This is a genomic window from Serratia sp. Ae19-1, from assembly GCF_059801225.1.
In genome coordinates, this window is the sequence record NZ_JBCHWD010000010.1 from 137,235 (window position 1) to 161,193 (window position 23,959).

23 protein-coding genes and 1 tRNA gene are annotated in these 23,959 nt (G+C 60.3%); 14 read left to right on the forward strand and 10 right to left on the reverse strand.

What is annotated here, in order from left to right:
* The first annotated feature begins 35 nt into the window (after positions 1-35).
* Positions 36-929, forward strand: a complete 894-nt coding sequence (gene asd / locus AAIE04_RS23040; RefSeq protein ID WP_019453390.1) for an archaetidylserine decarboxylase — start codon at positions 36-38, stop codon at positions 927-929.
* A gap of 13 nt (positions 930-942) precedes the next feature.
* Positions 943-4,290: a miniconductance mechanosensitive channel MscM gene (gene mscM, locus AAIE04_RS23045; RefSeq protein WP_019453391.1), complete on the forward strand. Its 3,348-nt coding sequence runs from the start codon at positions 943-945 to the stop codon at positions 4,288-4,290.
* A 68-nt stretch (positions 4,291-4,358) separates the two neighbouring features.
* On the opposite strand, the gene epmA is transcribed toward mscM, so the two are convergent.
* Positions 4,359-5,336, reverse strand: coding sequence for an elongation factor P--(R)-beta-lysine ligase (gene epmA, locus AAIE04_RS23050; RefSeq protein WP_498577726.1), 978 nt, complete (start codon positions 5,334-5,336; stop codon positions 4,359-4,361).
* A 385-nt stretch (positions 5,337-5,721) separates the two neighbouring features.
* Here epmA and frdA point away from each other — a divergent pair, with 385 nt between their 5' ends.
* From frdA to blc, 5 genes are all read left to right on the forward strand, one after another.
* Positions 5,722-7,518 (forward strand): fumarate reductase (quinol) flavoprotein subunit, encoded by a 1,797-nt coding sequence (gene frdA, locus AAIE04_RS23055; protein ID WP_498577727.1) that lies wholly within the window; start codon positions 5,722-5,724, stop codon positions 7,516-7,518.
* On the forward strand, positions 7,511-8,245 hold the full coding sequence (locus AAIE04_RS23060) for a succinate dehydrogenase/fumarate reductase iron-sulfur subunit (RefSeq protein ID WP_019453394.1): 735 nt from the start codon (positions 7,511-7,513) through the stop codon (positions 8,243-8,245). The genes frdA and AAIE04_RS23060 overlap by 8 nt, the downstream gene beginning before the upstream one ends.
* Before the next feature lie 15 nt (positions 8,246-8,260).
* Positions 8,261-8,653, forward strand: coding sequence for a fumarate reductase subunit FrdC (gene frdC / locus AAIE04_RS23065; RefSeq protein WP_498577728.1), 393 nt, complete (start codon positions 8,261-8,263; stop codon positions 8,651-8,653).
* A gap of 12 nt (positions 8,654-8,665) precedes the next feature.
* Positions 8,666-9,025 carry a fumarate reductase subunit FrdD gene (gene frdD / locus AAIE04_RS23070; RefSeq protein ID WP_004929672.1) on the forward strand — a complete coding sequence of 120 codons (360 nt, stop codon included), beginning with the start codon at positions 8,666-8,668 and terminating at the stop codon, positions 9,023-9,025.
* 84 nt (positions 9,026-9,109) lie between these two features.
* Positions 9,110-9,643, forward strand: coding sequence for an outer membrane lipoprotein Blc (gene blc / locus AAIE04_RS23075; protein WP_025159578.1), 534 nt, complete (start codon positions 9,110-9,112; stop codon positions 9,641-9,643).
* Here the strand turns inward: blc and sugE are convergent.
* The 4 genes from sugE to efp all read right to left on the reverse strand — a co-directional run bounded on the left by sugE (position 9,637) and on the right by efp (position 11,165).
* A complete protein-coding gene (gene sugE, locus AAIE04_RS23080; protein ID WP_019453398.1) occupies positions 9,637-9,954 on the reverse strand; it encodes a quaternary ammonium compound efflux SMR transporter SugE in 318 nt (105 codons plus the stop codon). The genes blc and sugE overlap by 7 nt on opposite strands.
* 190 nt (positions 9,955-10,144) lie before the next feature.
* Positions 10,145-10,276, reverse strand: a complete 132-nt coding sequence (locus AAIE04_RS23085; protein ID WP_033636766.1) for an entericidin A/B family lipoprotein — start codon at positions 10,274-10,276, stop codon at positions 10,145-10,147.
* Between the two features lie 120 nt (positions 10,277-10,396).
* On the reverse strand, positions 10,397-10,528 hold the full coding sequence (locus tag AAIE04_RS23090) for an entericidin A/B family lipoprotein (protein WP_019453400.1): 132 nt from the start codon (positions 10,526-10,528) through the stop codon (positions 10,397-10,399).
* Positions 10,529-10,598: 70 nt separating this feature from the next.
* On the reverse strand, positions 10,599-11,165 hold the full coding sequence (efp, locus tag AAIE04_RS23095) for an elongation factor P (RefSeq protein ID WP_019453401.1): 567 nt from the start codon (positions 11,163-11,165) through the stop codon (positions 10,599-10,601).
* Positions 11,166-11,207: 42 nt separating this feature from the next.
* On the opposite strand from efp, the gene epmB reads away from it, so the two are divergent.
* A complete protein-coding gene (gene epmB, locus AAIE04_RS23100) occupies positions 11,208-12,236 on the forward strand; it encodes an EF-P beta-lysylation protein EpmB (RefSeq protein ID WP_151428350.1) in 1,029 nt (342 codons plus the stop codon).
* Between the two features lie 83 nt (positions 12,237-12,319).
* Here epmB and AAIE04_RS23105 read toward each other — a convergent pair whose 3' ends face one another.
* From AAIE04_RS23105 to AAIE04_RS23125, 5 genes are all read right to left on the reverse strand, one after another.
* On the reverse strand, positions 12,320-12,664 hold the full coding sequence (locus tag AAIE04_RS23105; protein WP_025159576.1) for a DUF4156 domain-containing protein: 345 nt from the start codon (positions 12,662-12,664) through the stop codon (positions 12,320-12,322).
* Positions 12,665-12,842: 178 nt separating this feature from the next.
* Complete coding sequence (locus tag AAIE04_RS23110) at positions 12,843-14,468, reverse strand: methyl-accepting chemotaxis protein (protein ID WP_498577729.1); 1,626 nt, start codon at positions 14,466-14,468, stop codon at positions 12,843-12,845.
* A 223-nt stretch (positions 14,469-14,691) separates the two neighbouring features.
* Positions 14,692-16,338, reverse strand: a complete 1,647-nt coding sequence (gene groL, locus AAIE04_RS23115) for a chaperonin GroEL (RefSeq protein ID WP_004929662.1) — start codon at positions 16,336-16,338, stop codon at positions 14,692-14,694.
* A 44-nt stretch (positions 16,339-16,382) separates the two neighbouring features.
* Complete coding sequence (locus AAIE04_RS23120; protein ID WP_004952634.1) at positions 16,383-16,676, reverse strand: co-chaperone GroES; 294 nt, start codon at positions 16,674-16,676, stop codon at positions 16,383-16,385.
* A 189-nt stretch (positions 16,677-16,865) separates the two neighbouring features.
* Positions 16,866-17,354 carry an FxsA family protein gene (locus tag AAIE04_RS23125; protein ID WP_019453406.1) on the reverse strand — a complete coding sequence of 163 codons (489 nt, stop codon included), beginning with the start codon at positions 17,352-17,354 and terminating at the stop codon, positions 16,866-16,868.
* Positions 17,355-17,727: 373 nt separating this feature from the next.
* Between AAIE04_RS23125 and aspA the strand changes: the two genes are divergently transcribed.
* The 6 genes from aspA (at position 17,728) to AAIE04_RS23155 (ending at position 23,693) form a co-directional block, all read left to right on the forward strand.
* Positions 17,728-19,164 carry an aspartate ammonia-lyase gene (aspA, locus tag AAIE04_RS23130; RefSeq protein WP_004929659.1) on the forward strand — a complete coding sequence of 479 codons (1,437 nt, stop codon included), beginning with the start codon at positions 17,728-17,730 and terminating at the stop codon, positions 19,162-19,164.
* 249 nt (positions 19,165-19,413) lie between these two features.
* Positions 19,414-20,715: an anaerobic C4-dicarboxylate transporter gene (locus tag AAIE04_RS23135; RefSeq protein ID WP_038879248.1), complete on the forward strand. Its 1,302-nt coding sequence runs from the start codon at positions 19,414-19,416 to the stop codon at positions 20,713-20,715.
* Positions 20,716-20,824: 109 nt separating this feature from the next.
* A complete protein-coding gene (gene cutA, locus AAIE04_RS23140) occupies positions 20,825-21,148 on the forward strand; it encodes a divalent cation tolerance protein CutA (RefSeq protein ID WP_015376376.1) in 324 nt (107 codons plus the stop codon).
* Positions 21,124-22,842: a protein-disulfide reductase DsbD gene (locus AAIE04_RS23145; protein WP_498577730.1), complete on the forward strand. Its 1,719-nt coding sequence runs from the start codon at positions 21,124-21,126 to the stop codon at positions 22,840-22,842. The genes cutA and AAIE04_RS23145 overlap by 25 nt, the downstream gene beginning before the upstream one ends.
* A 39-nt stretch (positions 22,843-22,881) precedes the next feature.
* Positions 22,882-23,457 (forward strand): division control transcriptional repressor DicD, encoded by a 576-nt coding sequence (gene dicD, locus AAIE04_RS23150; protein WP_015376374.1) that lies wholly within the window; start codon positions 22,882-22,884, stop codon positions 23,455-23,457.
* A gap of 160 nt (positions 23,458-23,617) precedes the next feature.
* Positions 23,618-23,693, forward strand: a tRNA-Phe gene (locus AAIE04_RS23155).
* Positions 23,694-23,959: the final 266 nt, after the last annotated feature.

A 23,959-nucleotide genomic window follows, 5' to 3' on the forward strand; every position in this document is an offset into this window, starting at 1 on the left:
AATGCGCGCCCTTTACCCTGATTCACGAGGTTAACGTGCTGGATAGCATCAAGATTAAATTGCAATATTGGCTGCCTAAGCTGGCGCTGACCCGCCTGGCGGGCTGGGGCGCGGACAAACAGGCCGGCTGGCTGACCCAACTGGTGGTCAAGACCTTCGCCCGCTACTACCGCGTGGAGATGCAGGAAGCGCAAAATCCGGACCTGGCGTCTTACGCCACTTTCAACGACTTCTTCGTGCGCCCGCTGCGCGACGGCGCGCGCCCTATCATCGCCGACGCCAACTGGCTGGCGCTGCCCGCCGACGGCGCCATCAGCCAGCTCGGTCCGATCCGCGACGATCAAATCTTCCAGGCTAAAGGCCACCATTACAGTCTGGAAGCGCTGCTGGCCGGCAACTATCTGCTGGCCGAGCCGTTCCGCAACGGCCTGTTCGCCACCACCTATCTGGCGCCGCGCGATTACCACCGCGTACACATGCCGTGCGCCGGCGTGCTGCGCGAGATGATCTATGTGCCGGGCGATCTGTTCTCGGTCAACCCGCTCACCGCCGCCAACGTGCCTAACCTGTTCGCGCGCAACGAGCGCGTGATCTGCGTGTTCGACACCGACATCGGGCCGATGGTGCAAATCCTGGTCGGCGCCACCATCGTCGGCAGCATCGAAACCGTCTGGGCCGGCACCGTCACGCCGCCGCGCGAAGGCATCATCAAGCGCTGGACCTACCCGGCCGCCGGTGAAGAAGGTGCCATCGCGCTGGAAAAAGGCGCCGAGATGGGCCGTTTCAAGCTCGGCTCCACGGTGATCAACCTGTTTACCGCAGGCAGCGTACAGTTCGCGCCGCAGCTGCATAACGGCACCGTCACCCGCATGGGTGAGGCCTTCGCCGAAATTCCGGCCGCCGCTGAAACACCACAGACCCCGCTCTAAAGGAATCGACGCCGTGCGCCTGATCATCACGCTTTTGCTCGGTTGCCTGCTGTGGCAACCGGCGCTGGCCGCCCCCGTGCCGACCGAGAACCAGCTCAAACAGGAGCTGAAGCAGGCGGAAAGCAGCAAAAACGCGCCGAATCAGGCGGAGACCACCGAAGCGCTGCAAAGCGCTCTCAACTGGCTGACGGAGCGTAAAGAGTCGCAGACTCGCTCCGAGCAGTATCAGAGGGTGATCGACGATTTCCCGAAGATGACGCAGGAGTTGCGCCGGCAGCTGGTGCTGGAAAGCAACAAGATCCTGCCGAACGGCGACGATCTCCCGGCGGCCGATCTGGAGCAGCAGATCCTGCAAACCAGCAGCCTGCTACTGGAACAGGCACGCCTGCTGCAGCAAGAGCAGGATCGCACCCGGGAAATCAGCGACTCGCTCGGCCAGTTGCCGCAGCAGCAGACCGACGCCCGCCGCGCGCTGACCGAAGTGCAGCGCCGTTTGCAGGCGCAGCCCGCCAACCCGACCACGCCGTACGCGCAGGCCGCCCTGGCCCTGCTGCAGACCGAAGCCGCGGCGCGCAAGGCCAAAGTAGACGAACTGGAGCTGGCGCAGCTGTCGGCCAACAATCGCCAGGAGCTGGCGCGCATGCGCGCCGAAGTCTATAAAAAGCGCCACGAGAAAATAGACGTTCAGCTGCAGGCGCTGCGCAACAACCTCAACGCCCAGCGCCAACGCGAAGCGGAACTGGCGCTGGAAAAAACCGAGCAGTTGGCCGAGCAGAACGGCGATCTGCCGAAGAGCATCAGCCAACAGCTGCAGATCAACCGCGAACTGTCCGCCGCGCTGAACAACCAGGCGCAGCGCATGGATCTGATTTCATCGCAGCAGCGGCAGGCGGCGGCGCAGACACTGCAGGTGCGCCAGGCGCTGAGCACCATCATCGAACAGGCCCAGTGGCTCGGTTCGTCGTCGGCGCTGGGGGAAACCCTGCGCGCCCAGGTGGCGACATTACCGGAAATGCCCAAACCGCAACAGCTGGACGGCGACATGGCCCAGCTGCGCGTGCAGCGCCTGCAGTTTGAAAGCCAGCTGGAAAAACTGTCGCAGCGCGAGTTCAAACGCGACGACGGCAGCGCACTGACCAACCAGGAGCAGCGCATCGTCGATGCCCAGCTGCGCACCCAGCGCGAGCTGCTGAACTCGCTGTTGTCCGGTTGCGACACCCAAATTCTCGAGCTGACCAAGCTGAAGGTGGCCAACACCCAGCTGATCGAAGCGTTGAACGAAATTCGCGACGCCACCCACCGCTACCTGTTCTGGGTGCCGGACGTCAATCCGATCAACTTCTCTTACCCGCTCAACGTGGCGCACGATCTGACGCGCGTCCTGTCGCTGGATACGCTGTCGCAGCTCGGCGGCGCCTTCATGATGATGGTGACCAGCCGCGAAACGCTGATCCCGATCTTCGGCGCCCTGCTGCTGGTGATTTTCAGCATCAGTTCGCGCAAGCACTATCACGCCTTCCTCGAGCGCGCCAGCAGCCGCGTCGGCAAGGTGACGCAGGATGAATTCTTCCTGACGGTGCGCACCGTGTTCTGGTCGATTCTGGTGGCGATGCCGCTGCCGGTACTGTGGGCCGCACTCGGCTACGGCCTGCAAAGCGCCTGGAACTACCCGGTGGCGGAAGCGATCGGCAAAGGGGTGACCGCCACATTGCCGATCCTGTGGATCTGTATGATCTGCGCCGCCTTCGCCCACCCGCAGGGGCTGTTCATCGTGCACTTCCGCTGGCCGGCGAAGCAGGTCTCGCGCGCCATGCGCTACTACAAAATGTCGATCTGGCTGATCGTGCCGCTGATCATGGCGCTGATCACCTTCGATAGCCTGAAAGAGCGCGAGTTCGCCAATACGCTGGGGCGGCTGTGCTTCATCCTGCTGTGTCTGGCGCTGGCGCTGGTCACCCACAGCCTGAAACGCGCCGGCATCCCGCTGTATCTGGATAAAAACGGCTCCGGCGACAACATGCTCAACAGCGCCTTTTGGGGGCTGCTGCTGTCGGCGCCGCTGCTGGCGGCGCTGGCGTCGACCGTCGGTTACCTCACCACCGCGCAGGCGCTGTTGGCGCGCCTGGAAACCTCGGTGGCGATTTGGTTCCTGCTGCTGGTCATCTACCACATCATTCGCCGTTGGATGTTGATCCAGCGGCGGCGCATCGCCTTCGATCGCGCCAAACAGCGCCGCGCCGACATTCTGGCCCAGCGCGCCCGCGGCGAAGACGAAACTTCGCATACCCCGAACAGTACCGAAGGATCCATCGATCCGGACGATTCAGACTTCGATCTGGACACCATCAGCGCCCAGTCGCTGCGGCTGGTGCGTTCGATCCTGACGCTGATCGCGCTGGTGTCGGTGATCGTTCTGTGGTCGGAGATCCACTCCGCGTTCGCCTTCCTGGAAAACATCTCGCTGTGGGACGTCACCTCGACGGTGAACGGCGTGGAAACCGCCCATCCGATCACCCTCGGCGCGGTTCTGATCGCCATTCTGGTGTTGATCATCACCATGCAGCTGGTGCGCAACCTGCCGGCGCTGCTGGAGCTGGCGGTGCTGCAGCACCTCGATCTGTCGCCAGGCACCGGCTACGCCATCACCACCATCACCAAGTACCTGCTGCTGCTGTTTGGCGCGGTGCTCAGCTTCGCCTGGATCGGCATCGAATGGTCGAAACTGCAATGGGTGGTCACCGCGCTCAGTCTGGGGTTGGGCTTCGGCATGCAGGAGATCTTCTCCAACTTCATCTCCGGCCTGATCATCCTGTTCGAGAAGCCGATCCGCATCGGCGATACCGTGACGATCCGCAACCTGACCGGCACCGTCACCAAGATCAACACCCGCGCCACCACCATCTCGGACTGGGACCGCAAAGAGATCATCGTGCCGAACAAAGCCTTCATCACCGAGCAGTTCGTCAACTGGTCGCTGTCGGATAACCTGACTCGTGTGGTGCTGACCGTACCGGCGCCGGGCGAAGCCAACAGTGAAGAGGTGACCAAGATCCTGATGAACGCCGCCGAGCGCTGCTCGCTGGTGCTGGATAACCCGGCGCCGGAGGTCTACCTGGTCGACCTGCAGCAAGGCATCCAGATCTTCGAGATGCGTATTTACGCCGCCGAGATGGGCCACCGCATGCCGCTGCGCCACGAGATCCACCAGCTGATCCTGGCTGGCTACCGTGAGCACGGCATCACGCTGCCGTACCCACCGTTCCAGGTGCGTACCGAGACGCTGTCGCGGCTGACCAACAACGGCCGTACGCCGCCGTCCACGCCGGCGCCGAATACCAAGCGCGACGCCGGAGGGCTGTAAGGGACTCTCGCGATAAAAAAAGGGCCGGCATTTGCCGACCCTTTTTGCTTTTCTCTCCGCCTGAAACGTCAGGCGATCTCGACCGGGAAGGCCAACACGTCGCTCAGGCTCTCGGCGCCCAACGCCAGCATCACCAGACGATCCACGCCCAGCGCCACGCCGGAACATTCCGGCATGCCGTGCTGCAACGCCGCCAACAGGTTGTAGTCGATCGGCTGCTGCGGCAGGCCGCGCTCCGCGCGTTTGCGATTGTCCTGCTCGAAGCGTTGCTGTTGTTCACGGCCGTCGGTCAGCTCGCGGAAACCGTTCGCCAGCTCAATGCCCTTGAAGTACACCTCGAAACGCTCCGCCACGCGGTGGTCCTCGGTGCTGATCTCCGCCAACGCCGCCTGGCTGGCCGGGAAGTGGTAAACGAACGCCGGCTTTTCACGACCGATATGTGGCTCCACGCCCACGGTGAACAGCAGCTGCAGCAGCGTATCGCGGTCTTCTTCGGTATCGGCGATGTTGCTCAGATCGAGTTTGGCCGCCGCTTCACGCAGCTGCGCCTTCTCCGCCGACAGCGGATCGATGTCCAGATGACGCAGGAACGCCTGCTGATAAGACAGGGTCTCCGCGCTCTCGCAGTCCAGCACCTGTTGCAGCAGATCGTCCACCTCATTCATCAGGCGGTACATGTCGTAGTGCGGACGGTACCACTCCAGCATGGTGAATTCCGGGTTGTGATGCCGCCCGGCTTCTTCATTGCGGAAGCTGCGCCCCATTTGGTAGATCGGGCCGCTGCCCGCCGCCAGCAGGCGCTTCATGTGATATTCCGGGCTGGTCATCATGTATAGCGTCAGGCCCTCTGCCGCCCCCGGCCCGACGAAACGCGTCTCGAACGGGAACAGGTGAACGTCGGTGACCGTTGCCTGGCTCATGGTGGGCGTCTCAACTTCCAGCACGCCACGATCGGCGAAGAAACGCCGGATCTCAGCCAGAATCGCTGCGCGTTTCAACAAATTGGCGATGGGTGCACTAGGCTGCCAGCTTGCCGTTTCGCTCATGGTAATTAACTCCGAAATCAAACAGGGGATGCAGTCTACTCGCATCCTTGCAGCCAAACAAATTCTTCACGATGCGCAACCGGCGATAACGCCAATTTCCGATAAATAGGCGGCAAAAGCGCGCTAAAAAGGGTAAAGCACGCCGAACACGCGAAAAGGCAGGCAAGCCTGTTGGTCGAGCGTTAATCGACAAAACAATCGATCACATCAAATTTCCACTACTTAACTTTAGGTATAGTTAATTCCCCATTATTGGTGGGAGATATCTATCCTTAACCTTTAAGCAACATTAATCGGTTCAATTAGTTAGCACCCGAAGAGTTCGCTAAATTTTAAGCATAGATATTTAACTTGCCGTTCTTAATAAGAACATTGGAGGAATGCAGTGCAAACCTTTAACGCCGATCTTGCCATTATTGGGGCCGGGGGCGCTGGTTTACGTGCAGCAATAGCCGCAGCGGAAGCCAATCCCCAACTGAAAATCGCGCTGATCTCTAAGGTCTACCCGATGCGCAGCCACACGGTCGCCGCTGAGGGGGGCTCCGCCGCCGTCACTCAGGATCACGATACCTTCGACTACCACTTCCACGACACCGTTGCCGGCGGCGACTGGCTGTGCGAGCAGGACGTGGTCGATCACTTCGTGCATCAGTGCCCGCGCGAGATGACCCAGCTCGAACAGTGGGGTTGCCCGTGGAGCCGCAAACCGGACGGTTCGGTCAACGTGCGGCGCTTCGGCGGCATGAAGATCGAACGCACCTGGTTCGCCGCCGACAAGACCGGCTTCCACATGCTGCACACTCTGTTCCAGACTTCGCTGAAATACCCGCAAATCCAACGCTTCGACGAGCACTTCGTGCTGGATATCCTGGTGGATGACGGCCAGGCGCGCGGCCTGGTGGCGCTTAACATGATGGAAGGCACCCGCGTGCAGATCCGCGCCAACGCGGTGGTGATGGCCACCGGCGGCGCCGGGCGCGTCTATCGCTACAACACCAACGGCGGCATCGTCACCGGCGACGGCATGGGCATGGCCTTCCACCACGGCGTACCGCTGCGCGACATGGAGTTCGTGCAGTATCACCCGACCGGCCTGCCCGGTTCCGGCATCCTGATGACCGAGGGCTGCCGCGGCGAAGGCGGCATCCTGGTGAACAAGGACGGCTACCGTTACCTGCAAGACTACGGCATGGGCCCGGAAACCCCGCTGGGCGAGCCGAAGAACAAATACATGGAGCTGGGCCCGCGCGACAAGGTGTCCCAGGCCTTCTGGCACGAATGGCGCGCCGGCCGCACCATCGCCACCCCGCGCGGCAACGTGGTCTACCTCGATCTGCGCCACCTGGGCGAGAAAAAGCTGCTGGAGCGGCTGCCGTTCATCTGCGAACTGGCCAAAGCCTATGTCGGCGTCGATCCGGTGAAAGATCCGATTCCGGTGCGCCCTACCGCGCACTACACCATGGGCGGCATTGAAACCGATCAAAACTGCGAAACCCGCATCAAGGGGCTGTTCGCAGTCGGCGAATGCTCCTCCGTCGGCCTGCACGGCGCCAACCGTCTCGGCTCCAACTCGCTGGCGGAACTGGTGGTGTTCGGCCGCGTCGCCGGTGAACACGCGGCGCGCCGCGCGCTGGAAACCGCACCGGCCAACGGCGCCGCGCTGGATGCGCAAACCCGCGACGTCGAAACCCGCCTGAGCAACCTGATGAAACAGGAAGGCAACGAGAACTGGGCGAAGATCCGCGACGAAATGGGGCTGTCGATGGAAGAAGGCTGCGGTATCTACCGCACGCCGGAGTTGATGCAAAAAACTATCGATAAGCTGGCCGAGCTGAAAGAGCGCTTCAAGCGCGTCAAAATCACCGACAACTCCAGCGTGTTCAACACCGATCTGCTGTACACCATCGAGCTGGGTTACGGCCTGGACGTCGCCGAGTGCATGGCGCACTCCGCGCTTAACCGCAAAGAGTCGCGCGGCGCCCACCAGCGCCTGGACGAAGGCTGCACCGAGCGCGACGACGTCAACTTCCTCAAACATACGCTGGCGTTCCATAACCCGCAGGGCGCGCCGCGTCTCGAATACAGCGACGTGAAAATCACCAAGCTGCCGCCGGCCAAACGCGTCTACGGCGCAGAAGCCGAAGCGCAGGAGAAAAAGAATAAGGAGCAGGCAAATGGCTGAGATGCAAACCCTGAAGATCGACGTCATGCGCTATAACCCGGAAACCGACGCCGAGCCGCATTTCGTCACCTACGCCGTGCCTTACGATGAACAAACCTCGCTGCTCGACGCGCTGGGCTACATCAAGGATAACCTGGCGCCGGACCTCTCCTACCGCTGGTCGTGCCGCATGGCGATCTGCGGCTCCTGCGGCATGATGGTCAACCGCGTGCCGAAGCTGGCGTGCAAAACCTTCCTGCGCGACTACGTCGGCGGCATGAAGGTCGAAGCGTTGGGCAACTTCCCGATCGAGCGCGATCTGGTGGTCGATATGACCCACTTCATCGAAAGCCTGGAGGCAATCAAGCCGTACATCATCGGCAACGATCGCAAACCGGAAGACGGTCCGAACGTGCAGACCCCGGCGCAGATGGCCAAGTACCACCAGTTCTCCGGCTGCATCAACTGCGGCCTGTGCTACGCCGCGTGCCCGCAGTTCGGCCTCAACCCCGAGTTTATCGGCCCGGCGGCGATCACGCTGGCACACCGCTATAACCTGGACAACCGCGACCACGGCAAGAAACAGCGCATGCCGCAGCTCAACGGCCAAAACGGCGTCTGGAGCTGCACCTTCGTCGGCTATTGCTCTGAAGTCTGCCCGAAACACGTCGATCCCGCCGCCGCCATCCAGCAGGGCAAGGTGGAGAGCGCCAAAGACTTCATGATCGCCATGTTGAAGCCGCAATAAGGGAGAAAAATTGCCATGACAACTCAACGTAAGCCCTATGTGCGCACCATGACGCCCACCTGGTGGCAAAAACTCGGCTTCTACCGTTTCTATATGCTGCGCGAAGGCACCTCGGTGTTGGCGGTGTGGTTCAGCATCGTGCTGCTGTACGGCGTGTTTGCGCTGAAGGGCGGCGCCGATAGCTGGGCCGGCTTCGTCGGTTTCTTGCAGAATCCGCTGGTGCTGTTGATCAACGTCGTCGCCCTGCTGGCGGCGGCGCTGCATACCAAAACCTGGTTCGATCTGGCGCCGAAGGCCGCCAATATCGTGGTCAACAGCGAGAAAATGGGGCCGGGCCCCATCGTGAAAGGACTGTGGGCCGTCACCATCGTCGTGAGCGTGGTCATCCTGGCCGTGGCCCTGATCTAATCCGGAGGAAACATGATAAATCAAGCACCTAAACGCTCCGACGAGCCGGTTTTCTGGGGATTGTTCGGCGCCGGCGGCATGTGGGGCGCGATCGTCGCGCCGGCCATCGTGCTGCTGGTCGGCATTCTGCTGCCGCTGGGGCTGTTCCCCGGTGAGGCACTGGGTTACGAGCGCGTGCTGGCGTTCTGCCAGAGCCTGATCGGCCGCCTGTTCCTGCTGCTGATGATCATTCTGCCGCTGTGGTGCGGCCTGCACCGCATCCACCATGCGATGCACGATCTGAAGATCCACGTGCCGGCCGGCAAGTGGGTGTTCTACGGTCTGGCGGCGATCCTCAGCGTGGTCACCGTCATCGGCGTCGTCACGCTGTAAACCGCTCAGGCGGCCAACGCCCGTTGGCCGCCCTTTTCTCATCGGCTACACTGTCTACTCGCCCCCGGTAAACAGGAGCCACCGATGCGTTTATGGTCAAAGCTTAGCGTCATGCTTTCCGCCCTGCTCTCCGTCGCTTGCAGCGTCTCCCCGCCCAAAGACATCAAGGTCGTGAACAATTTCGACAGCCAACGCTATCTCGGCACCTGGTACGAAATCGCGCGTCTGGATCATCGTTTTGAACGCGGTTTGCAGCAGGTGACCGCCCACTACAGCCCACGCGCCGACGGCGGGCTGAAAGTCATCAATCGCGGCTTCAATCCGCAGAAACAGCAATGGCAAGAAAGCGAAGGCAAAGCCTACTTTATCGGTTCACCGCAGGTCGCGGCGCTGAAAGTGTCGTTCTTCGGCCCCTTCTACGGCGGCTATAACGTGATTGCCCTGGACCCGGACTACCGCTACGCGCTGGTTTGCGGCCCTAACCGCGACTATCTGTGGATCCTGTCGCGCACCCCGACGCTTGACGCCAACGCACGCGACAGCTTATTACAGACGGCCAAGGGCTACGGTTTCGCCACCGATGCGCTGATCTGGGTGCAACAGTCCGCCGATCAGTGACTGCTGAACTTCAGCCCGAGTATGCCGACCACGATCAGGCACAGGCTGATGATGCGCGCGATATTGGTCGATTCGCCTAACAGCACCATGCCCATTATGGCCGCACCCACCGCGCCGATGCCGGTCCACACCGCGTAGGCGGTGCCGGCGGGCAGCGTTTTCATGGCGTTGGCCAACAGCAACATGCTGACCACCATCGCGGCGATGGTGATGATGCTCGGCGTCAATCGGGTAAAACCGTGGGTATATTTCAGACCGATAGCCCAAACCACTTCGAGCAAACCGGCGACAAGCAGAATAATCCAGGCCATGAGACGGCCTCCCTACCACTGGGGTCGTCCCCGATGAAATGACGCGTAAACGGGTCGTCCCGTTCAGCCAGGTTATGAACGGCGGGCAACCTCGCCCGCACCGCGGCAGCATAGCAACAGCGCAAACAGATAGGCAAGGACAAGTAGTGCGGCGGCCTCCGCTGGCGAAGCGCCGCCGGATGAGGACGGATTATTCCGCGCTGCGCTGAATGGCCTTGCCGCCGGCCTGAATGTCTTCACCCACGCCGCGGGTGGTGTTACAGGCGGTCAACGAGGTCAAAATCATCAAAGAGAAGATCGCGATAATACTTTTCTTCAGCATAAGAAAGTCCTTATTTGTCGTTGATGAAAAAGTACGGCTTTCTAAGCGTAGTCAAAATTGACGGAAGGCGTGGGATCGCAACCGGCTTTGTAGCGCAAATACATCGATTTAAAGGCGGGTTCAGCTGGCCGTGCGGGAGATGGCGCCGCCGAGATGCTGAACGTCTTCGCCGAAACCGCGAAACGTATTGCAACCGCTAAGGGAGAAAAGGAACAACAGGGAGAGCACGGCCAACAGCGTTTTCTTGAACATGCGGATTTTCTGCCAACGAACGGGGAAGGGATAAAGCAGAGGAACCGCTGGGGTTCCTCTGTTTTGAAACTTACTTAACGCGAGAGACGTATTCGCCAGAGCGAGTGTCAACTTTGATCACTTCGCCGATCTGGACGAACAACGGCACTTTAACCACGGCGCCGGTGCTCAGGGTAGCCGGCTTGCCGCCAGTCCCTGCGGTATCGCCTTTCAGGCCAGGATCGGTCTCGGTGATTTCCGCTTCGATGAAGTTCGGCGGCTGAACGGCGATTGGACGGCCATCCCACAGGGTGATGATGCACTCTGCGTTATCCTGCAGCCATTTGGCCGCGTCGCCGACGGTTTTGCCGTCAACCTGATGCTGTTCGAAAGACTCAGGGTGCATGAAGTGGTAGAACTCACCGTCGCTGTACAGGTAGTTCATGTTGGTGTCCATCACGTCCGCGCCTTCGCAAGAATCGGTAGACTTGAAGGTTTTTTCCACGCGGGTGCCGGTCAGCAGACGGCGCATTTTCACGCGCGCGAACGCCTGGCCTTTGCCCGGCTTAACGAACTCACTGGCTTCGACGGCGTAAGGTTCGCCCTCGAACATGATTTTAAGACCCGGACGGAAATCGTTGCTAGAATAAGTCGCCATGATGGCCCTCTGAATATTTGAACTGGTAGCTTAGCCAAAAAAATGGCACACATTATAACCCAAAGTACGGCACATAGAGAAGATTGGTTGCATCAACTCGCCGATGTTATTACCGATCCTGATGAATTACTGCAGCTTTTGTCACTGAATACGCACCCGGAACTGCCGCAGGGGCGCGATGCCCGCCGGCTGTTTGCCCTGCGCGTGCCGCGCGCCTTCGCTGCGCGCATGCGCCCCGGGGACGCCAACGACCCGCTGCTGCGCCAGGTGCTGACCGCCAGAGAGGAGTTCATCAACGCCCCAGGGTTCACCACCGATCCGCTGGATGAGCAGCGCAGCGTGGTGCCGGGCCTGCTGCACAAATACCGCAATCGCGCGTTGCTGCTGGTCAAGGGCGGCTGTGCGGTCAATTGCCGTTACTGCTTCCGCCGCCACTTCCCCTACCAGGACAACCAGGGCAATAAGAACAACTGGCGGCAGGCGCTGGATTATATCCGCCAACACCCGGAACTGGACGAGATCATTTTTTCCGGCGGCGATCCGCTGATGGCCAAAGACAGCGAGCTTGAGTGGCTGGTCGGCGAGCTGGAGGCCATCCCGCACCTGAAACGCCTGCGCATTCACACCCGTTTGCCGGTGGTGATCCCGGCGCGCATTACGCCGGCGCTGTGCCGCCTGCTGTCGGCCTCGCGCCTGCAGGTGCTGATGGTCACGCACATCAACCACGCCAACGAAATTGACCGCGAGCTGCAGAGCGCCATGGCCCAGCTGCGCCTCGCCGGTGTCACTCTGCTCAATCAAAGCGTGCTGCTGCGCGATGTCAACGATGACGCCGATACGCTGGCGGCGCTCAGCAACGCGCTGTTCGACGCCGGCATCCTGCCCTATTACATCCACGTGCTGGACAAAGTGCAGGGCGCGGCGCACTTCATGGTCAGCGACGATGAAGCGCGCGCCATCATGCAGGCGCTGCTGAGCAAGGTGTCCGGTTATCTGGTGCCGCGCCTGACGCGTGAGGTGGGCGGCGAACCAAGCAAAACGCCGATCGACCTGCGTCTGATGCAGGAGTGAGGCGCGTCAAACGCCCCAACGAAAAGAGGAATGCCGTGGCATTCCTCTTTTTTTATCTCTCTGCGGCGATTGGCCTCAGCGCCTTACGGGCACTTGTAAACCTGGCCGACCATTTTGCTGTCCAACGGCGCGAAGCTGGAGAGCAGATTCTGGCTTGGGCTGTTGGCGCCGTAAATGACGTTGCCGCCCATCTCCGCAGCCTTGTTGCGCAGATCATTGGCCGCACCGCGCATGGAGCTGCCTTCACCGCCGTTGCCGGACAGCCAGTTGCTCTGGGTGCCGGTCACTTCACCCAGCAGCTGGCATTCCGCCGCCGGCTTGCTGTCGGTGAACTTGATCTGCTGACCCGCAGCGGTCAGTTCATGAGTGGTGCTGCAACCCGCCAGCAGCATCGCTGCCGAAAGACCCAGTAAGGCTTTAATCCGCATCTTGTTCCCCATTCGATGTTGAGAATTACGCAAAAGCTTATCAGAAAGCGATGCCATCTCTTAAGCATCCGTTGCCACGCTAGCGGGCCAACGTCTTGAGCGACAGCTGATAACTAACCAGTCTACCAGCTAAATCGCCCCGGGCGGCAAAAATATCATCAAATACAGTGCGGCGGCGTTATGCCCAAGCGGCAGCGGCCGCTGATGCCTGAGCCTCCACTTCGCCCTGACGCGGTTCCTCCTCCGCCAGTTGGAATACCGCCACCGCCTGCGCCAGCAGCGCCGCCTGCTCCTCCACGCCGACGGCGGTGGTCGCCACCTCCTCCACCAGCGCGGCGTTCTGCTGGGTCACCTGATCCATCTGGGTCACCGCCACCCCGACCTGCTCAACGCCCTTGCTTTGCTCTTGCGACGCGTACGAGATGTTATCCATCAGCGACATCACCTGATTCACCGAACCGGCGATGGCATTCATCGTTTCGCCCGCCTGTTCCACCAGCCGCACGCCGGCGGCGATATCGCCGGTCACGCCGTCTACCAGGCCGCTGATCTCCTTGGCCGAAGTCGCGCAGCGCTGCGCCAGGTTGCGCACCTCGCCGGCCACCACCGCAAAACCCCGCCCCTGCTCACCGGCGCGCGCGGCCTCCACGGCGGCGTTCAACGCCAGGATATTGGTCTGGAAGGCGATGCCGTCGATCACGCTGGTGATGTCCCCCACCTGACGCGCGCTGTCGTTGATCGCCCGCATTTTGTCGACCGCGCTGGCCATCATCGTTTCGCCGTTGCGGGCGATGTCGGCGGTTTGGCTGACCATCCCGGCGGCCTGGTTGGCGTTATCGGCGTTTTGCCGCACCGTGGCGGTGATCTGTTCCATGCTGGCAGCGGTTTCCGTCAGCGCGCTGGCCTGCTCTTCGGTGCGGCTGGAGAGATCGGCGTTGCCGACGGCGATCTCATGCGTGCCGTGGTTGATCGACTCCACGCCATCACGCACCTGCTGCACGGTGGCGCTCAGCTCCTGCTGCATCGCCTGCAGGCTGGCGAACAACATGCCAATCTCATCGTTGCTGCGAGCCACGATCTTGCTGCGCAGATCGCCGCGCCCAACCTTTTGCAAGTGTTCGGCAATCTGGCGTAGCGGCAGGATCAGGCGCCGACGGAAGTCGCGCTGTACGGCGACCAGCAGCAGCAAGATCGCCGCCAGGGTACCGCTCAGCAGGCGGGCGAACACTTTCTGAGTCTGTTCCGCCTCCTCCACCGCCAGACGGTGGGCGGCGACCGTCGCCCGCATATAGTCGGCAAACTGGCTGTCCAACCGTTGGCGCACCTGACGCTTCTCGGCCGCCATGGCGTGCAGCCGCTCGATCAATGCCGCCTGCGGCGTGTCGGCCAGCAGCGTCAACTCTTGCTTCAGCACCGCCTGCTGCGCCAGGTAGACCTTTTTCATCGCCTCGCCCAGCTCCGGGCGCGATACCGTCAAACCCGGCGTATCCCAGAACAGGTTGAAAGCGACATCGGCGCCGCGCAGCTCGCCGCGCGCCTCATCGATGCCCTGCTGAATATCGGCTCTGCTGGTCTGCGCCATACGCTCGAACGCCATGTTGTCGATCAGCGTCTGCGTTTGCAGCAGAGCACGCCAACTGCGGTTCAGCGCCGCTTCCTCGTCGGAAAAAGTGCTCATCCTGCCGATGCTGTTGCCGTTTTGCTGCATGAAATAGAAGGCGATGGCGCCGGTTCCCATGGGCATCAAGCCCAGCAGCAACAGCATTAACATCAGCCAGGTGGCTATTTTCATATTTTTCAGCATAAGTCGTCTCCGTTGACAGTCACCCCGGCGGGGGAAAATTCCCCGCCCGGTAGGGGCTATATCGGTACGAAACGACAACGGTTTAGGGTAAAAACAAAATAATGCAATAATTCATTCAGTGAACTAATAACGCGCTAAACAAACATTCTTTTTATTGATTTTTAAGATAAAAAAACCCCGGTCACTTGACCGGGGTTCTCAGCACACAAGCGTGTGGGGATGATTACATCATGCCGCCCATGCCGCCCATGCCACCCATACCGCCTGCTGCGCCCAGATCCGGTGCGTCAGCCTTCGGCAGGTCGGTGACCATGCATTCGGTGGTGATCATCAGGCCAGCCACGGACGCCGCGTACTGCAGAGCAGAACGGGTGACTTTGGTTGGATCCAGGATACCCATCGCGATCATGTCGCCGTATTCTTCAGAGTAAGCGTTGTAGCCGTAGCTGCCTTCGCCCGCTTTCACCTGGTTGGCGATAACGGAAGCTTCTTCACCGGCGTTGACCACGATCTGACGCAGAGGGGCTTCCATTGCGCGCAGCGCAACTTTGATACCCACGTTCTGGTCTTCGTTGTCGCCTTTCAGCGCGGCGATTTTGCCTGCAACGCGGATCAGCGCTACGCCGCCGCCTGCAACCACGCCTTCTTCCACTGCGGCGCGGGTCGCGTGCAGGGCGTCTTCAACGCGGGCTTTCTTCTCTTTCATTTCAACTTCAGTGGCTGCGCCAACCTTGATAACGGCAACGCCGCCGGCCAGTTTCGCTACGCGCTCCTGCAGTTTTTCACGATCGTAGTCAGAGGTCGCTTCTTCGATCTGCTGACGGATCTGAGCAACGCGGCCCTGGATGGTCGCTTCGTCGCCCACGCCATCGATGATGATGGTGGTGTCTTTGTTGATGACAACGCGCTTCGCCTGGCCCAGATCTTCCAGGGTGGCTTTTTCCAGCTCCAGACCGATCTCTTCAGAGATAACGGTACCGGCAGTCAGGGTAGCGATGTCCTGCAGCATGGCTTTACGACGGTCGCCGAAGCCAGGCGCCTTAACGGCGGCGACTTTCACGATGCCGCGCATGGTGTTGACCACCAGGGTCGCCAGCGCTTCGCCTTCTACGTCTTCAGCGATGATCAGCAGCGGTTTGCCTGCTTTGGCAACGGCTTCCAGCACCGGCAGCATTTCGCGGATGTTGGAGATCTTCTTGTCAGCCAGCAGGATGAACGGGCTTTCCAGCTCAACAGAACCGGTTTCCGGCTTGTTGATGAAGTATGGGGACAGGTAACCGCGGTCGAACTGCATACCTTCAACCACGTCCAGCTCGTCTTGCAGGCCGGTGCCTTCTTCAACGGTAATAACGCCTTCTTTGCCCACTTTCTCCATCGCTTCCGCGATCAGTTTACCCACGGTTTCGTCGGAGTTGGCGGAGATGGTGCCGACCTGAGCGATAGCTTTGGAATCGGAGCAAGGTACGGACAGTTTTTTCAGTTCTTCAACCGCAGCGACAACCGCTTTGTCGATGCCGCGCTTCAGATCCATCGGGTTCATGCCTGCAGCAACCGCTTTCAGACCTTCGGTGATGATGGATTGAGCCAGTACGGTTGCCGTGGTGGTGCCGTCGCCCGCCGCGTCGTTCGCTTTGGAGGCCACTTCTTTCACCATCTGAGCGCCCATGTTCTCGAACTTGTCTTCCAGTTCGATTTCACGCGCAACGGAAACGCCATCTTTGGTGATGGTTGGTGCGCCGAAAGATTTATCCAGCACTACGTTGCGGCCTTTCGGGCCCAGGGTCACTTTTACTGCATCAGCGAGAACATTCACGCCGCGGAGCATTTTCACGCGAGCGTCATTGCCGAATTTTACGTCTTTAGCTGCCATTGGTATTTCCCTTCAACTCGTTCAGTTCAGAAGATAAAGCGCAATTACGCTTCAACAATTGCCAGAATGTCGCTTTCGGACATGATCAACACTTCTTCATTGTCGATCTTCTCTGCTTTCACGCCGTAGCCGTCGTTGAAAATCACGATATCGCCAACTTTCACATCCAGTGGTTGGATGTTGCCGCTTTCCAGCACACGCCCTTTACCCACTGCAACCACTTCACCGCGAGTGGATTTACCCGCCGCAGAGCCAGTCAGGACGATGCCGCCAGCAGATTTTGATTCAACTTCTTTGCGCTTGACGATAACGCGGTCATGCAATGGACGAATACTCATTGAACGCTCTCCTGTAAGAAGGTCTCTATCAGATTTAGGGTTGTACACCGGATGGTTGTTATTACCGGCCTCGTGGCATTTGAGATGGGGGCGTTCCAGCCCCCTTCAAGGGGGCTAACGAAAAAAATTTCGCATTTTTGGCCGAACGGAGGCTACAGAGATGAAAAACGCGGCCTGGGCCGCGTTTTGTTAACGATCGTGAGGCTTGCGCTCCTCGTCCGGGCGGTGTTCCAGCACCGGGCGTTCGTCGTCCTTGCGCTGGAATTCGCCGTCGAAGGTGTTGCCGTTGGCGGCGTCGCCGCCCGTCCAACCGCCGGGGCGATACACCGACAGATGCGGCATCAGCTTCAGCGTCAACGATTTTTGCACCGGCGGCAGCAGCAGCAGCAGGCCGAGGAAGTCGGTGAAGAAGCCCGGAATCAGCAGCAGGAAGCCCGCCAACACCAGCGAAACGCTTTTCACCATTTCCGCCGCCGGGCTTTCGCCGGCCGCCAGTTTTTGCTGCATCTGCACGAAGGTTTTCATACCCTGATTGCGCACCAGCGAAATGCCGACGCAGGAACTGAACACCACCAGCAGCAGGGTGACAGCGACGCCGAGCACGGCGGCGACTTTGATAAAGATCGATATTTCTATGTAAGCCAGCAGAAATATCAGCAGTAGCGGTAACCAGCGCACCTGGTTCTCCTATCGGTAGGTAAGGCACGGCCGCCACGGGGCGACGGCGCGAAAAAAGAGGCCGTAAACGGCCGACACCACTACAATGGGGACATCACCCTTTCATTTCAACCGAGAGCCGGTTTTTATTGCTAAAGTTCACAAACGTGAAAGAAGTCACAGAACCGGAAAAGGGCATATCCTTAAACACCATAAGGTGATCTGGATTCAGTCATTTCTTATCAACCAGCATATGATCTGGGCAGCAACGGGCGATTTGGTTAATCGTTTCACGCCCCAAGCCTTCGGCAATATTAATTTAGGCTGTGCCCTTTAGCCTTGACCTGACAAATTATTAATTCGGCAGCAACACATAGAGATAGAGAAGGTTCTCATGTCAAACAACATTCGTATCGAAGAAGACCTGTTAGGAACACGTGAAGTCCCCGCAGACGCTTACTACGGAGTTCATACTCTGCGTGCGATTGAAAACTTCTACATCAGCAACAGCAAAATCAGCGATGTCCCCGAGTTCGTTCGCGGCATGGTGATGGTGAAAAAGGCCGCGGCGATGGCCAACAAAGAACTTAAAACCATCCCGCGCAAAATCGCCGACGTGATCATCCAGGCCTGCGACGAGGTGCTGGATAAAGGCAAATGCATGGATCAGTTCCCGGTGGACGTGTTCCAGGGCGGCGCAGGCACCTCGCTGAACATGAACACCAACGAAGTGCTGGCGAACATCGGCCTGGAGCTGATGGGCCACCAAAAAGGCGAATACCAATACCTGAACCCGAACGATCACCTCAATAAATGCCAATCCACCAACGACGCCTACCCGACCGGGTTCCGCATCGCGGTGTACGCCTCCAACCAGAAGCTGATCGACGCCATCAACCAACTGCGCGAAGGCTTCGATCGCAAGGCGAAAGAGTTCGAAACCATCCTGAAGATGGGCCGCACCCAGCTGCAGGACGCGGTGCCGATGACTCTCGGCCAGGAATTCCACGCCTTCAGCGTGCTGCTGAACGAAGAAACCCGCAACCTGCACCGCACCGCGGAGCTGCTGCTGGAAGTGAACCTGGGCGCCACCGCCATCGGCACCGCGCTCAACACCCCGGAAGGCTATCAGCCGCTGGCGGTGCAAAAACTGGCGGAAGTCAGCGGCCTGCCGGTCGTGCCGGCGGAAGACCTGATCGAAGCCACCTCCGACTGCGGCGCCTACGTGATGGTGCACAGCGCGCTCAAACGCCTGGCGGTGAAACTGTCCAAAATCTGTAACGACCTGCGCCTGCTCTCCTCCGGCCCGCGCGCCGGCCTGAACGAAATCAACCTGCCGGAGCTGCAGGCGGGGTCGTCCATCATGCCGGCCAAAGTGAACCCGGTGGTGCCGGAAGTGGTCAATCAGGTGTGTTTCAAGGTGATTGGCAACGACACTTGCGTTACCATGGCGGCCGAAGCGGGCCAGCTGCAGTTGAACGTGATGGAGCCAGTGATCGGCCAGGCGATGTTCGAGTCGATCCACATCCTGACCAACGCGTGCTACAACCTGCTGGAAAAATGCATTAACGGCATCACCGCGAATAAAGAAGTCTGCGAACACTACGTCTTCAACTCGATCGGTATCGTCACCTATCTGAACCCGTTCATCGGCCACCATAACGGTGACATCGTCGGGAAGATCTGCGCCGAAACCGGCAAGAGCGTGCGTGAAGTGGTGCTGGAACGCGGCCTGCTGACCGAAGCCGAGCTGGATGACATCTTCTCCGTGGAGAACCTGATGCACCCGGCCTATAAAGCCAAACGCTATACGGATGAAAATGAACAATAACAGACCTACCCGGTAGCCCTGAAAGGCACGCTAAATCCTCTGGATAGCGTGCCTTTTTACTTTCCGGCGCCCACAAAATTTTAACGTTTTATTTTCAATTTACACCCTAAATCATTGGGACTGCATCAAGGCGGCAAGAGCGCAAGTCCCCAGGAGCTTACTCAAGTAAGTGACTGGGGTCAGTGATCGCAGCCAACACCGATGCAGTTTCAAGGATGACGGGAAATCTCATTTTAAGGAGTAAACACTATGCTAGCCTTGGAATTGGTTATCGTTCTGCTGGCCATCTTTTTAGGGGCCAGGTTGGGCGGTATCGGTATCGGGTTCGCGGGGGGATTGGGCGTTCTGGTCCTGGCGCTGATCGGCGTCAAGCCGGGCAGCATTCCCTTCGACGTGATTTCCATCATCATGGCGGTGATCGCGGCGATCTCCGCCATGCAGGTCGCCGGGGGGATGGACTATCTGGTACAGCAGACCGAAAAGCTGCTGCGCAAGAACCCCAAGCACATCACCATTCTCGCCCCTATCGTCACCTACTTCCTGACCATCTTCGCCGGCACCGGCAACATCTCGCTCTCGGCGCTGCCGGTGATCGCCGAAGTGGCGAAAGAACAGGGCATCAAGCCTTGCCGGCCGCTGTCGACCGCCGTGGTGTCCGCCCAGATCGCCATCACCGCCTCGCCGATCTCCGCCGCGGTGGTGTACATGTCTTCGGTGATGGAAGGCCACGGCGTCAGCTACCTGCACCTGCTGATGGTGGTGATCCCGTCCACCTTCTGCGCCGTGCTGGTGATGTCGCTGCTGGTGACCTGGCTGTTCGACTCCAAGCTGTCTAACGATCCGGTCTACCTGAAACGCCTGGAAGAAGGCCTGATCACCCTGCGCGGCAACAACGCGCTGGCGATCAAACCGCGCGCCAAAGCCTCGGTGCTGCTGTTCCTGCTGGGCGTACTGTGCGTGGTAGCCTACGCCATCATCAACAGCCCGGGCCTGGGCCTGGTGGCCAAACCGCTGATGAACACCACCAACGCCATCCTGATCATCATGCTGAGCGTCGCCACGCTGACCACCCTGCTGTGCCGCGTCGACACCGACATGGTGCTGAACTCCAGCACCTTCAAGGCCGGCATGAGCGCCTGTATCTGTATCCTCGGCGTCGCCTGGCTGGGCGACACCTTCGTGCAGGCCAACATCGACTGGATCAAAGAGACGGCAGGCAGCGTCATTCAGGCGCACCCGTGGCTGCTGGCGGTGATCTTCTTCTTCTGCTCGGCGCTGCTGTACTCGCAGGCCGCCACCGCCAAGGCGCTGATGCCGATGGCGCTGGCGCTGAACGTGTCGCCGCTGACCGCCGTCGCCTCCTTCGCCGCCGTATCCGGCCTGTTCATCCTGCCGACCTACCCGACGCTGGTCGCCGCGGTGCAGATGGACGATACCGGCACCACGCGCATCGGCCGCTTCGTGTTCAACCATCCGTTCTTCATTCCCGGCACCATGGGCGTGATTTTCGCGGTGGTATTCGGCTTCCTGCTCGGCAGCATCATGCTGTAACGCTTCGACCGGGGCTGCGGCCCCGGTTTTCCTTCTGGCGATAAACTCGCCTTCTAGCCAATCCGCCTTCAGGGTATAGTGCCCATTCGAACCGAAGAGAGGGCTGAAGATGTCTGATTGCGAAGCTGTCGTCATACTCTGTACCGCACCCGATGAAGCCAGCGCCCAGGAACTGGCGGCGCGGGTCTTGGGCGATAAGCTGGCGGCCTGCGCCACGCTGCTGCCCGGCGCCACCTCGCTGTATTACTGGGAAGGGAAGCTGGAACAGGAATACGAGGTGCAGATGCTGTTCAAAAGCGATCGCCGCCGTCAGCAGGCCCTGCTCGACACCCTGAAACAACATCACCCCTACCAGACGCCCGAGCTGCTGGTATTGCCGGTGATGGCCGGAGATAAAGACTACCTGTCATGGATCAACGCTTCATTAAACTGATTTTGCTGCTGTGCAGCCTGTTCTTCCTGCCGCAGGCGGCGCAGGCCTCGCTGTTCGCACCGACGGGCGGCAGCCAGTTCGTGCCCGTCGATCGGGCTTTTGCTTTCGATTTCAAACAGCAAGGCAGCCAGGTGACGCTGAACTGGCAGATCCGCCCCGGCTATTACCTGTATCGTCAGCAGATCAAACTGGTGCCGCAACAGGCGACGCTCGGCGCCTTTACCCTGCCGGAAGGTTTGAGCCACAAGGACGAGTTCTTCGGCGAAGTCGCCATCTTCAAGCAGCAGCTTAATCTGCAGGTGCCGCTGCAACAGGCGGCGGCCAACGCCAGCCTCAGCGTCACCTATCAGGGTTGCGCCGAGGCCGGCTTCTGCTATCCGCCGGAAACCCGGGTGATCCCGTTGGACGCGGTCAGCGCCGCAGCAGCCGCACCGCTTTCGGCCTCTGCACCGGCTGAAGCGCCCGCCGCACCGGCCAGCCTGCCGTTTTCGCCGCTGTGGGCATTGCTGATCGGCATCGGTATCGCCTTCACGCCGTGCGTGCTGCCGATGTACCCGCTGATCTCCGGCATCATTCTCGGCCGCGACCGGCCGCAAAGCAGCGGCCGCATTCTGGCGCTGGCGGTGGTTTACGTGCAGGGCATGGCGCTCACCTACACCCTGCTCGGGTTGGTGGTGGCCGCCGCCGGGCTGCAGTTCCAGGCGGCGCTGCAACACCCTTATGTCTTGATCGGCCTGTCGGTGCTGTTCATCGCCCTGGCGCTGTCGATGTTCGGCCTCTATTCCCTGCAGCTGCCTTCCGCACTGCAAACCCGGCTGGCTAACTGGAGCAACACCCAGCGCGGCGGCTCGCTGACCGGCGTATTCCTGATGGGCGCCCTGGCCGGGCTGATTTGCTCGCCCTGCACCACCGCGCCGCTCAGCGCCATCCTGCTGTATATCGCCCAGAGCGGCAATCTGTGGGCCGGCGGCGGCACGCTGTACCTGTACGCGCTGGGGATGGGCATTCCGCTGGTGATCGTCACCCTGTTCGGCAACCGCCTGCTACCACGCAGCGGCCCGTGGATGCAGTACGTGAAGGAGGCCTTCGGCTTCGTCATTCTGGCGCTGCCGGTGTTCCTGCTGGAGCGAGTGATCGGCGATCTGTGGGGCATGCGTTTGTGGAGCCTGCTCGGCCTGGCATTCTTCGGTTGGGCCTTCGCCCTGAGCCTGAGAAGCGCGCGCGGCTGGGCTCGCGCCTTGCAACTGCTGCTGCTGGCGGCGGCGGTGATCGCCGCACGGCCGCTGCAAGACTGGGCTTTCAGCGCCGACCAGGCGCAGCAGGCCGCTCAGCCGCACCTGGCCTTTACCCGTATCAACAACGTCGAACAGCTCGATCTGGCGCTGCAACAGGCGCGGGGCAAGCCGGTGATGCTCGATCTGTACGCCGACTGGTGCGTGGCCTGTAAAGAGTTCGAGAAATACACCTTCAGCGATGCGGCGGTACAGGCGAGCCTGGCCAACGCGGTGCTGCTGCAAGCGGACGTGACCGCCAACAGCGCGGAACAGGCTGCGCTGCTGAAGCATCTGCAGGTGTTGGGGCTGCCGACGATCCTGTTCTTCGATCCGGCAGGCCGCGAGCTGACGGCCGAGCGGGTCACCGGCTTTATGAAGGCGGAAGCCTTCAACGCGCATTTGCAGAAAGTAATGCGATAACTGACACTGAAGATCGGAAGTGAATGGGAGGAAGCACAAGTGCAACGTGAACACGTCCTTGATACCGCGCTGGGCCTGTTGGAACAACAGGGCCTGGCGACCGCCACATTAGAGATGCTGGCGGAAAAACTCGACGTTCAACCCGGCGATCTCAAACGGTTCTGGCCGGATCGCGAAGCGCTGCTGTACGACTGCCTGCGCTATCATGGCCAGCAGATCGACACCTGGCGCCGCCAGCTGTTGCTGGACGAGAATCTGAGCCCGCAGCAAAAGCTGCTGGCGCGCTATGACGTGCTGGCGGAATACGTGCAGCAAGACCGCTACCCCGGTTGCCTGTTTATCGCCGCCTGCAGCTTCTTCCCGGAAACGGATCACCCGATCCACCAACTGGCGGAGCAGCAAAAGCTGACCTCGCTGGAGCTGACCCGCGAACTGCTGCGCGACATGGACGCCGACGACGCCGACATGGTGGCGCAGCAAATGGAGCTGATTCAGGAAGGTTGCCTGAGCAAACTGCTGGTAAAACGCCAGCTCCAGGACGTATCGGTCGCCAAACGGCTGGCGGAAGACATCTTGCAGGTGGCGCAATGCCGCCGTAACGGGGCGCTGAGCTGAATCTGCAGGGTCGCCGGTGCAGCCAACCCGAGGTGCTCTCCCCGGCAGGCGCATTTTTTGCGCCCTTTGCCTGAAAAGCCAGCAACCGGACGCATTTTAGCGTCTTTCACGCATAAAGCCGTTGACGGCTTTATGCCAATACGGTTTAATGCTGCCCGTTGCCCGGATAGCTCAGTCGGTAGAGCAGGGGATTGAAAATCCCCGTGTCCTTGGTTCGATTCCGAGTCCGGGCACCATATTTAGAGAACCCAGCCTATGGCTGGGTTTTTGCTTTTCAGAGACAGGACTCTCCATCGAACTGCGTTCGATTATTCGGCCAAAGGCCTCACCCTGCGGGCCAGCGCTAAAGCGCTGTTCAACACGGCGCCAGCGCCGGTTGTCCGAGTCCGGGCACCATATTCAGAAGAACCCGCCTATGGCGGGTTTTTCGCTTTCTGAGGTACGGACTCTCCATCGAACTGCGTTCGATTATTCGGCCAGAGGCCTCACCCTGCGGGCCAGC

Bases quoted from the DNA above. Each gene is read 5' to 3' on its own strand.
- epmA (WP_498577726.1), bottom strand. From the start codon at position 5,336: ATGAGCGAAACGGCAAGCTGGCAGCCTAGTGCACCCATCGCCAATTTG.
- AAIE04_RS23060 (WP_019453394.1), top strand. From the start codon at position 7,511: ATGGCTGAGATGCAAACCCTGAAGATCGACGTCATGCGCTATAACCCG.
- frdC (WP_498577728.1), top strand. From the start codon at position 8,261: ATGACAACTCAACGTAAGCCCTATGTGCGCACCATGACGCCCACCTGG.
- frdD (WP_004929672.1), top strand. From the start codon at position 8,666: ATGATAAATCAAGCACCTAAACGCTCCGACGAGCCGGTTTTCTGGGGA.
- blc (WP_025159578.1), top strand. From the start codon at position 9,110: ATGCGTTTATGGTCAAAGCTTAGCGTCATGCTTTCCGCCCTGCTCTCC.
- sugE (WP_019453398.1), bottom strand. From the start codon at position 9,954: ATGGCCTGGATTATTCTGCTTGTCGCCGGTTTGCTCGAAGTGGTTTGG.
- AAIE04_RS23085 (WP_033636766.1), bottom strand. From the start codon at position 10,276: ATGCTGAAGAAAAGTATTATCGCGATCTTCTCTTTGATGATTTTGACC.
- AAIE04_RS23090 (WP_019453400.1), bottom strand. From the start codon at position 10,528: ATGTTCAAGAAAACGCTGTTGGCCGTGCTCTCCCTGTTGTTCCTTTTC.
- efp (WP_019453401.1), bottom strand. From the start codon at position 11,165: ATGGCGACTTATTCTAGCAACGATTTCCGTCCGGGTCTTAAAATCATG.
- epmB (WP_151428350.1), top strand. From the start codon at position 11,208: ATGGCACACATTATAACCCAAAGTACGGCACATAGAGAAGATTGGTTG.
- AAIE04_RS23105 (WP_025159576.1), bottom strand. From the start codon at position 12,664: ATGCGGATTAAAGCCTTACTGGGTCTTTCGGCAGCGATGCTGCTGGCG.
- AAIE04_RS23110 (WP_498577729.1), bottom strand. From the start codon at position 14,468: ATGCTGAAAAATATGAAAATAGCCACCTGGCTGATGTTAATGCTGTTG.
- groL (WP_004929662.1), bottom strand. From the start codon at position 16,338: ATGGCAGCTAAAGACGTAAAATTCGGCAATGACGCTCGCGTGAAAATG.
- AAIE04_RS23120 (WP_004952634.1), bottom strand. From the start codon at position 16,676: ATGAGTATTCGTCCATTGCATGACCGCGTTATCGTCAAGCGCAAAGAA.
- aspA (WP_004929659.1), top strand. From the start codon at position 17,728: ATGTCAAACAACATTCGTATCGAAGAAGACCTGTTAGGAACACGTGAA.
- AAIE04_RS23135 (WP_038879248.1), top strand. From the start codon at position 19,414: ATGCTAGCCTTGGAATTGGTTATCGTTCTGCTGGCCATCTTTTTAGGG.
- cutA (WP_015376376.1), top strand. From the start codon at position 20,825: ATGTCTGATTGCGAAGCTGTCGTCATACTCTGTACCGCACCCGATGAA.
- AAIE04_RS23145 (WP_498577730.1), top strand. From the start codon at position 21,124: ATGGATCAACGCTTCATTAAACTGATTTTGCTGCTGTGCAGCCTGTTC.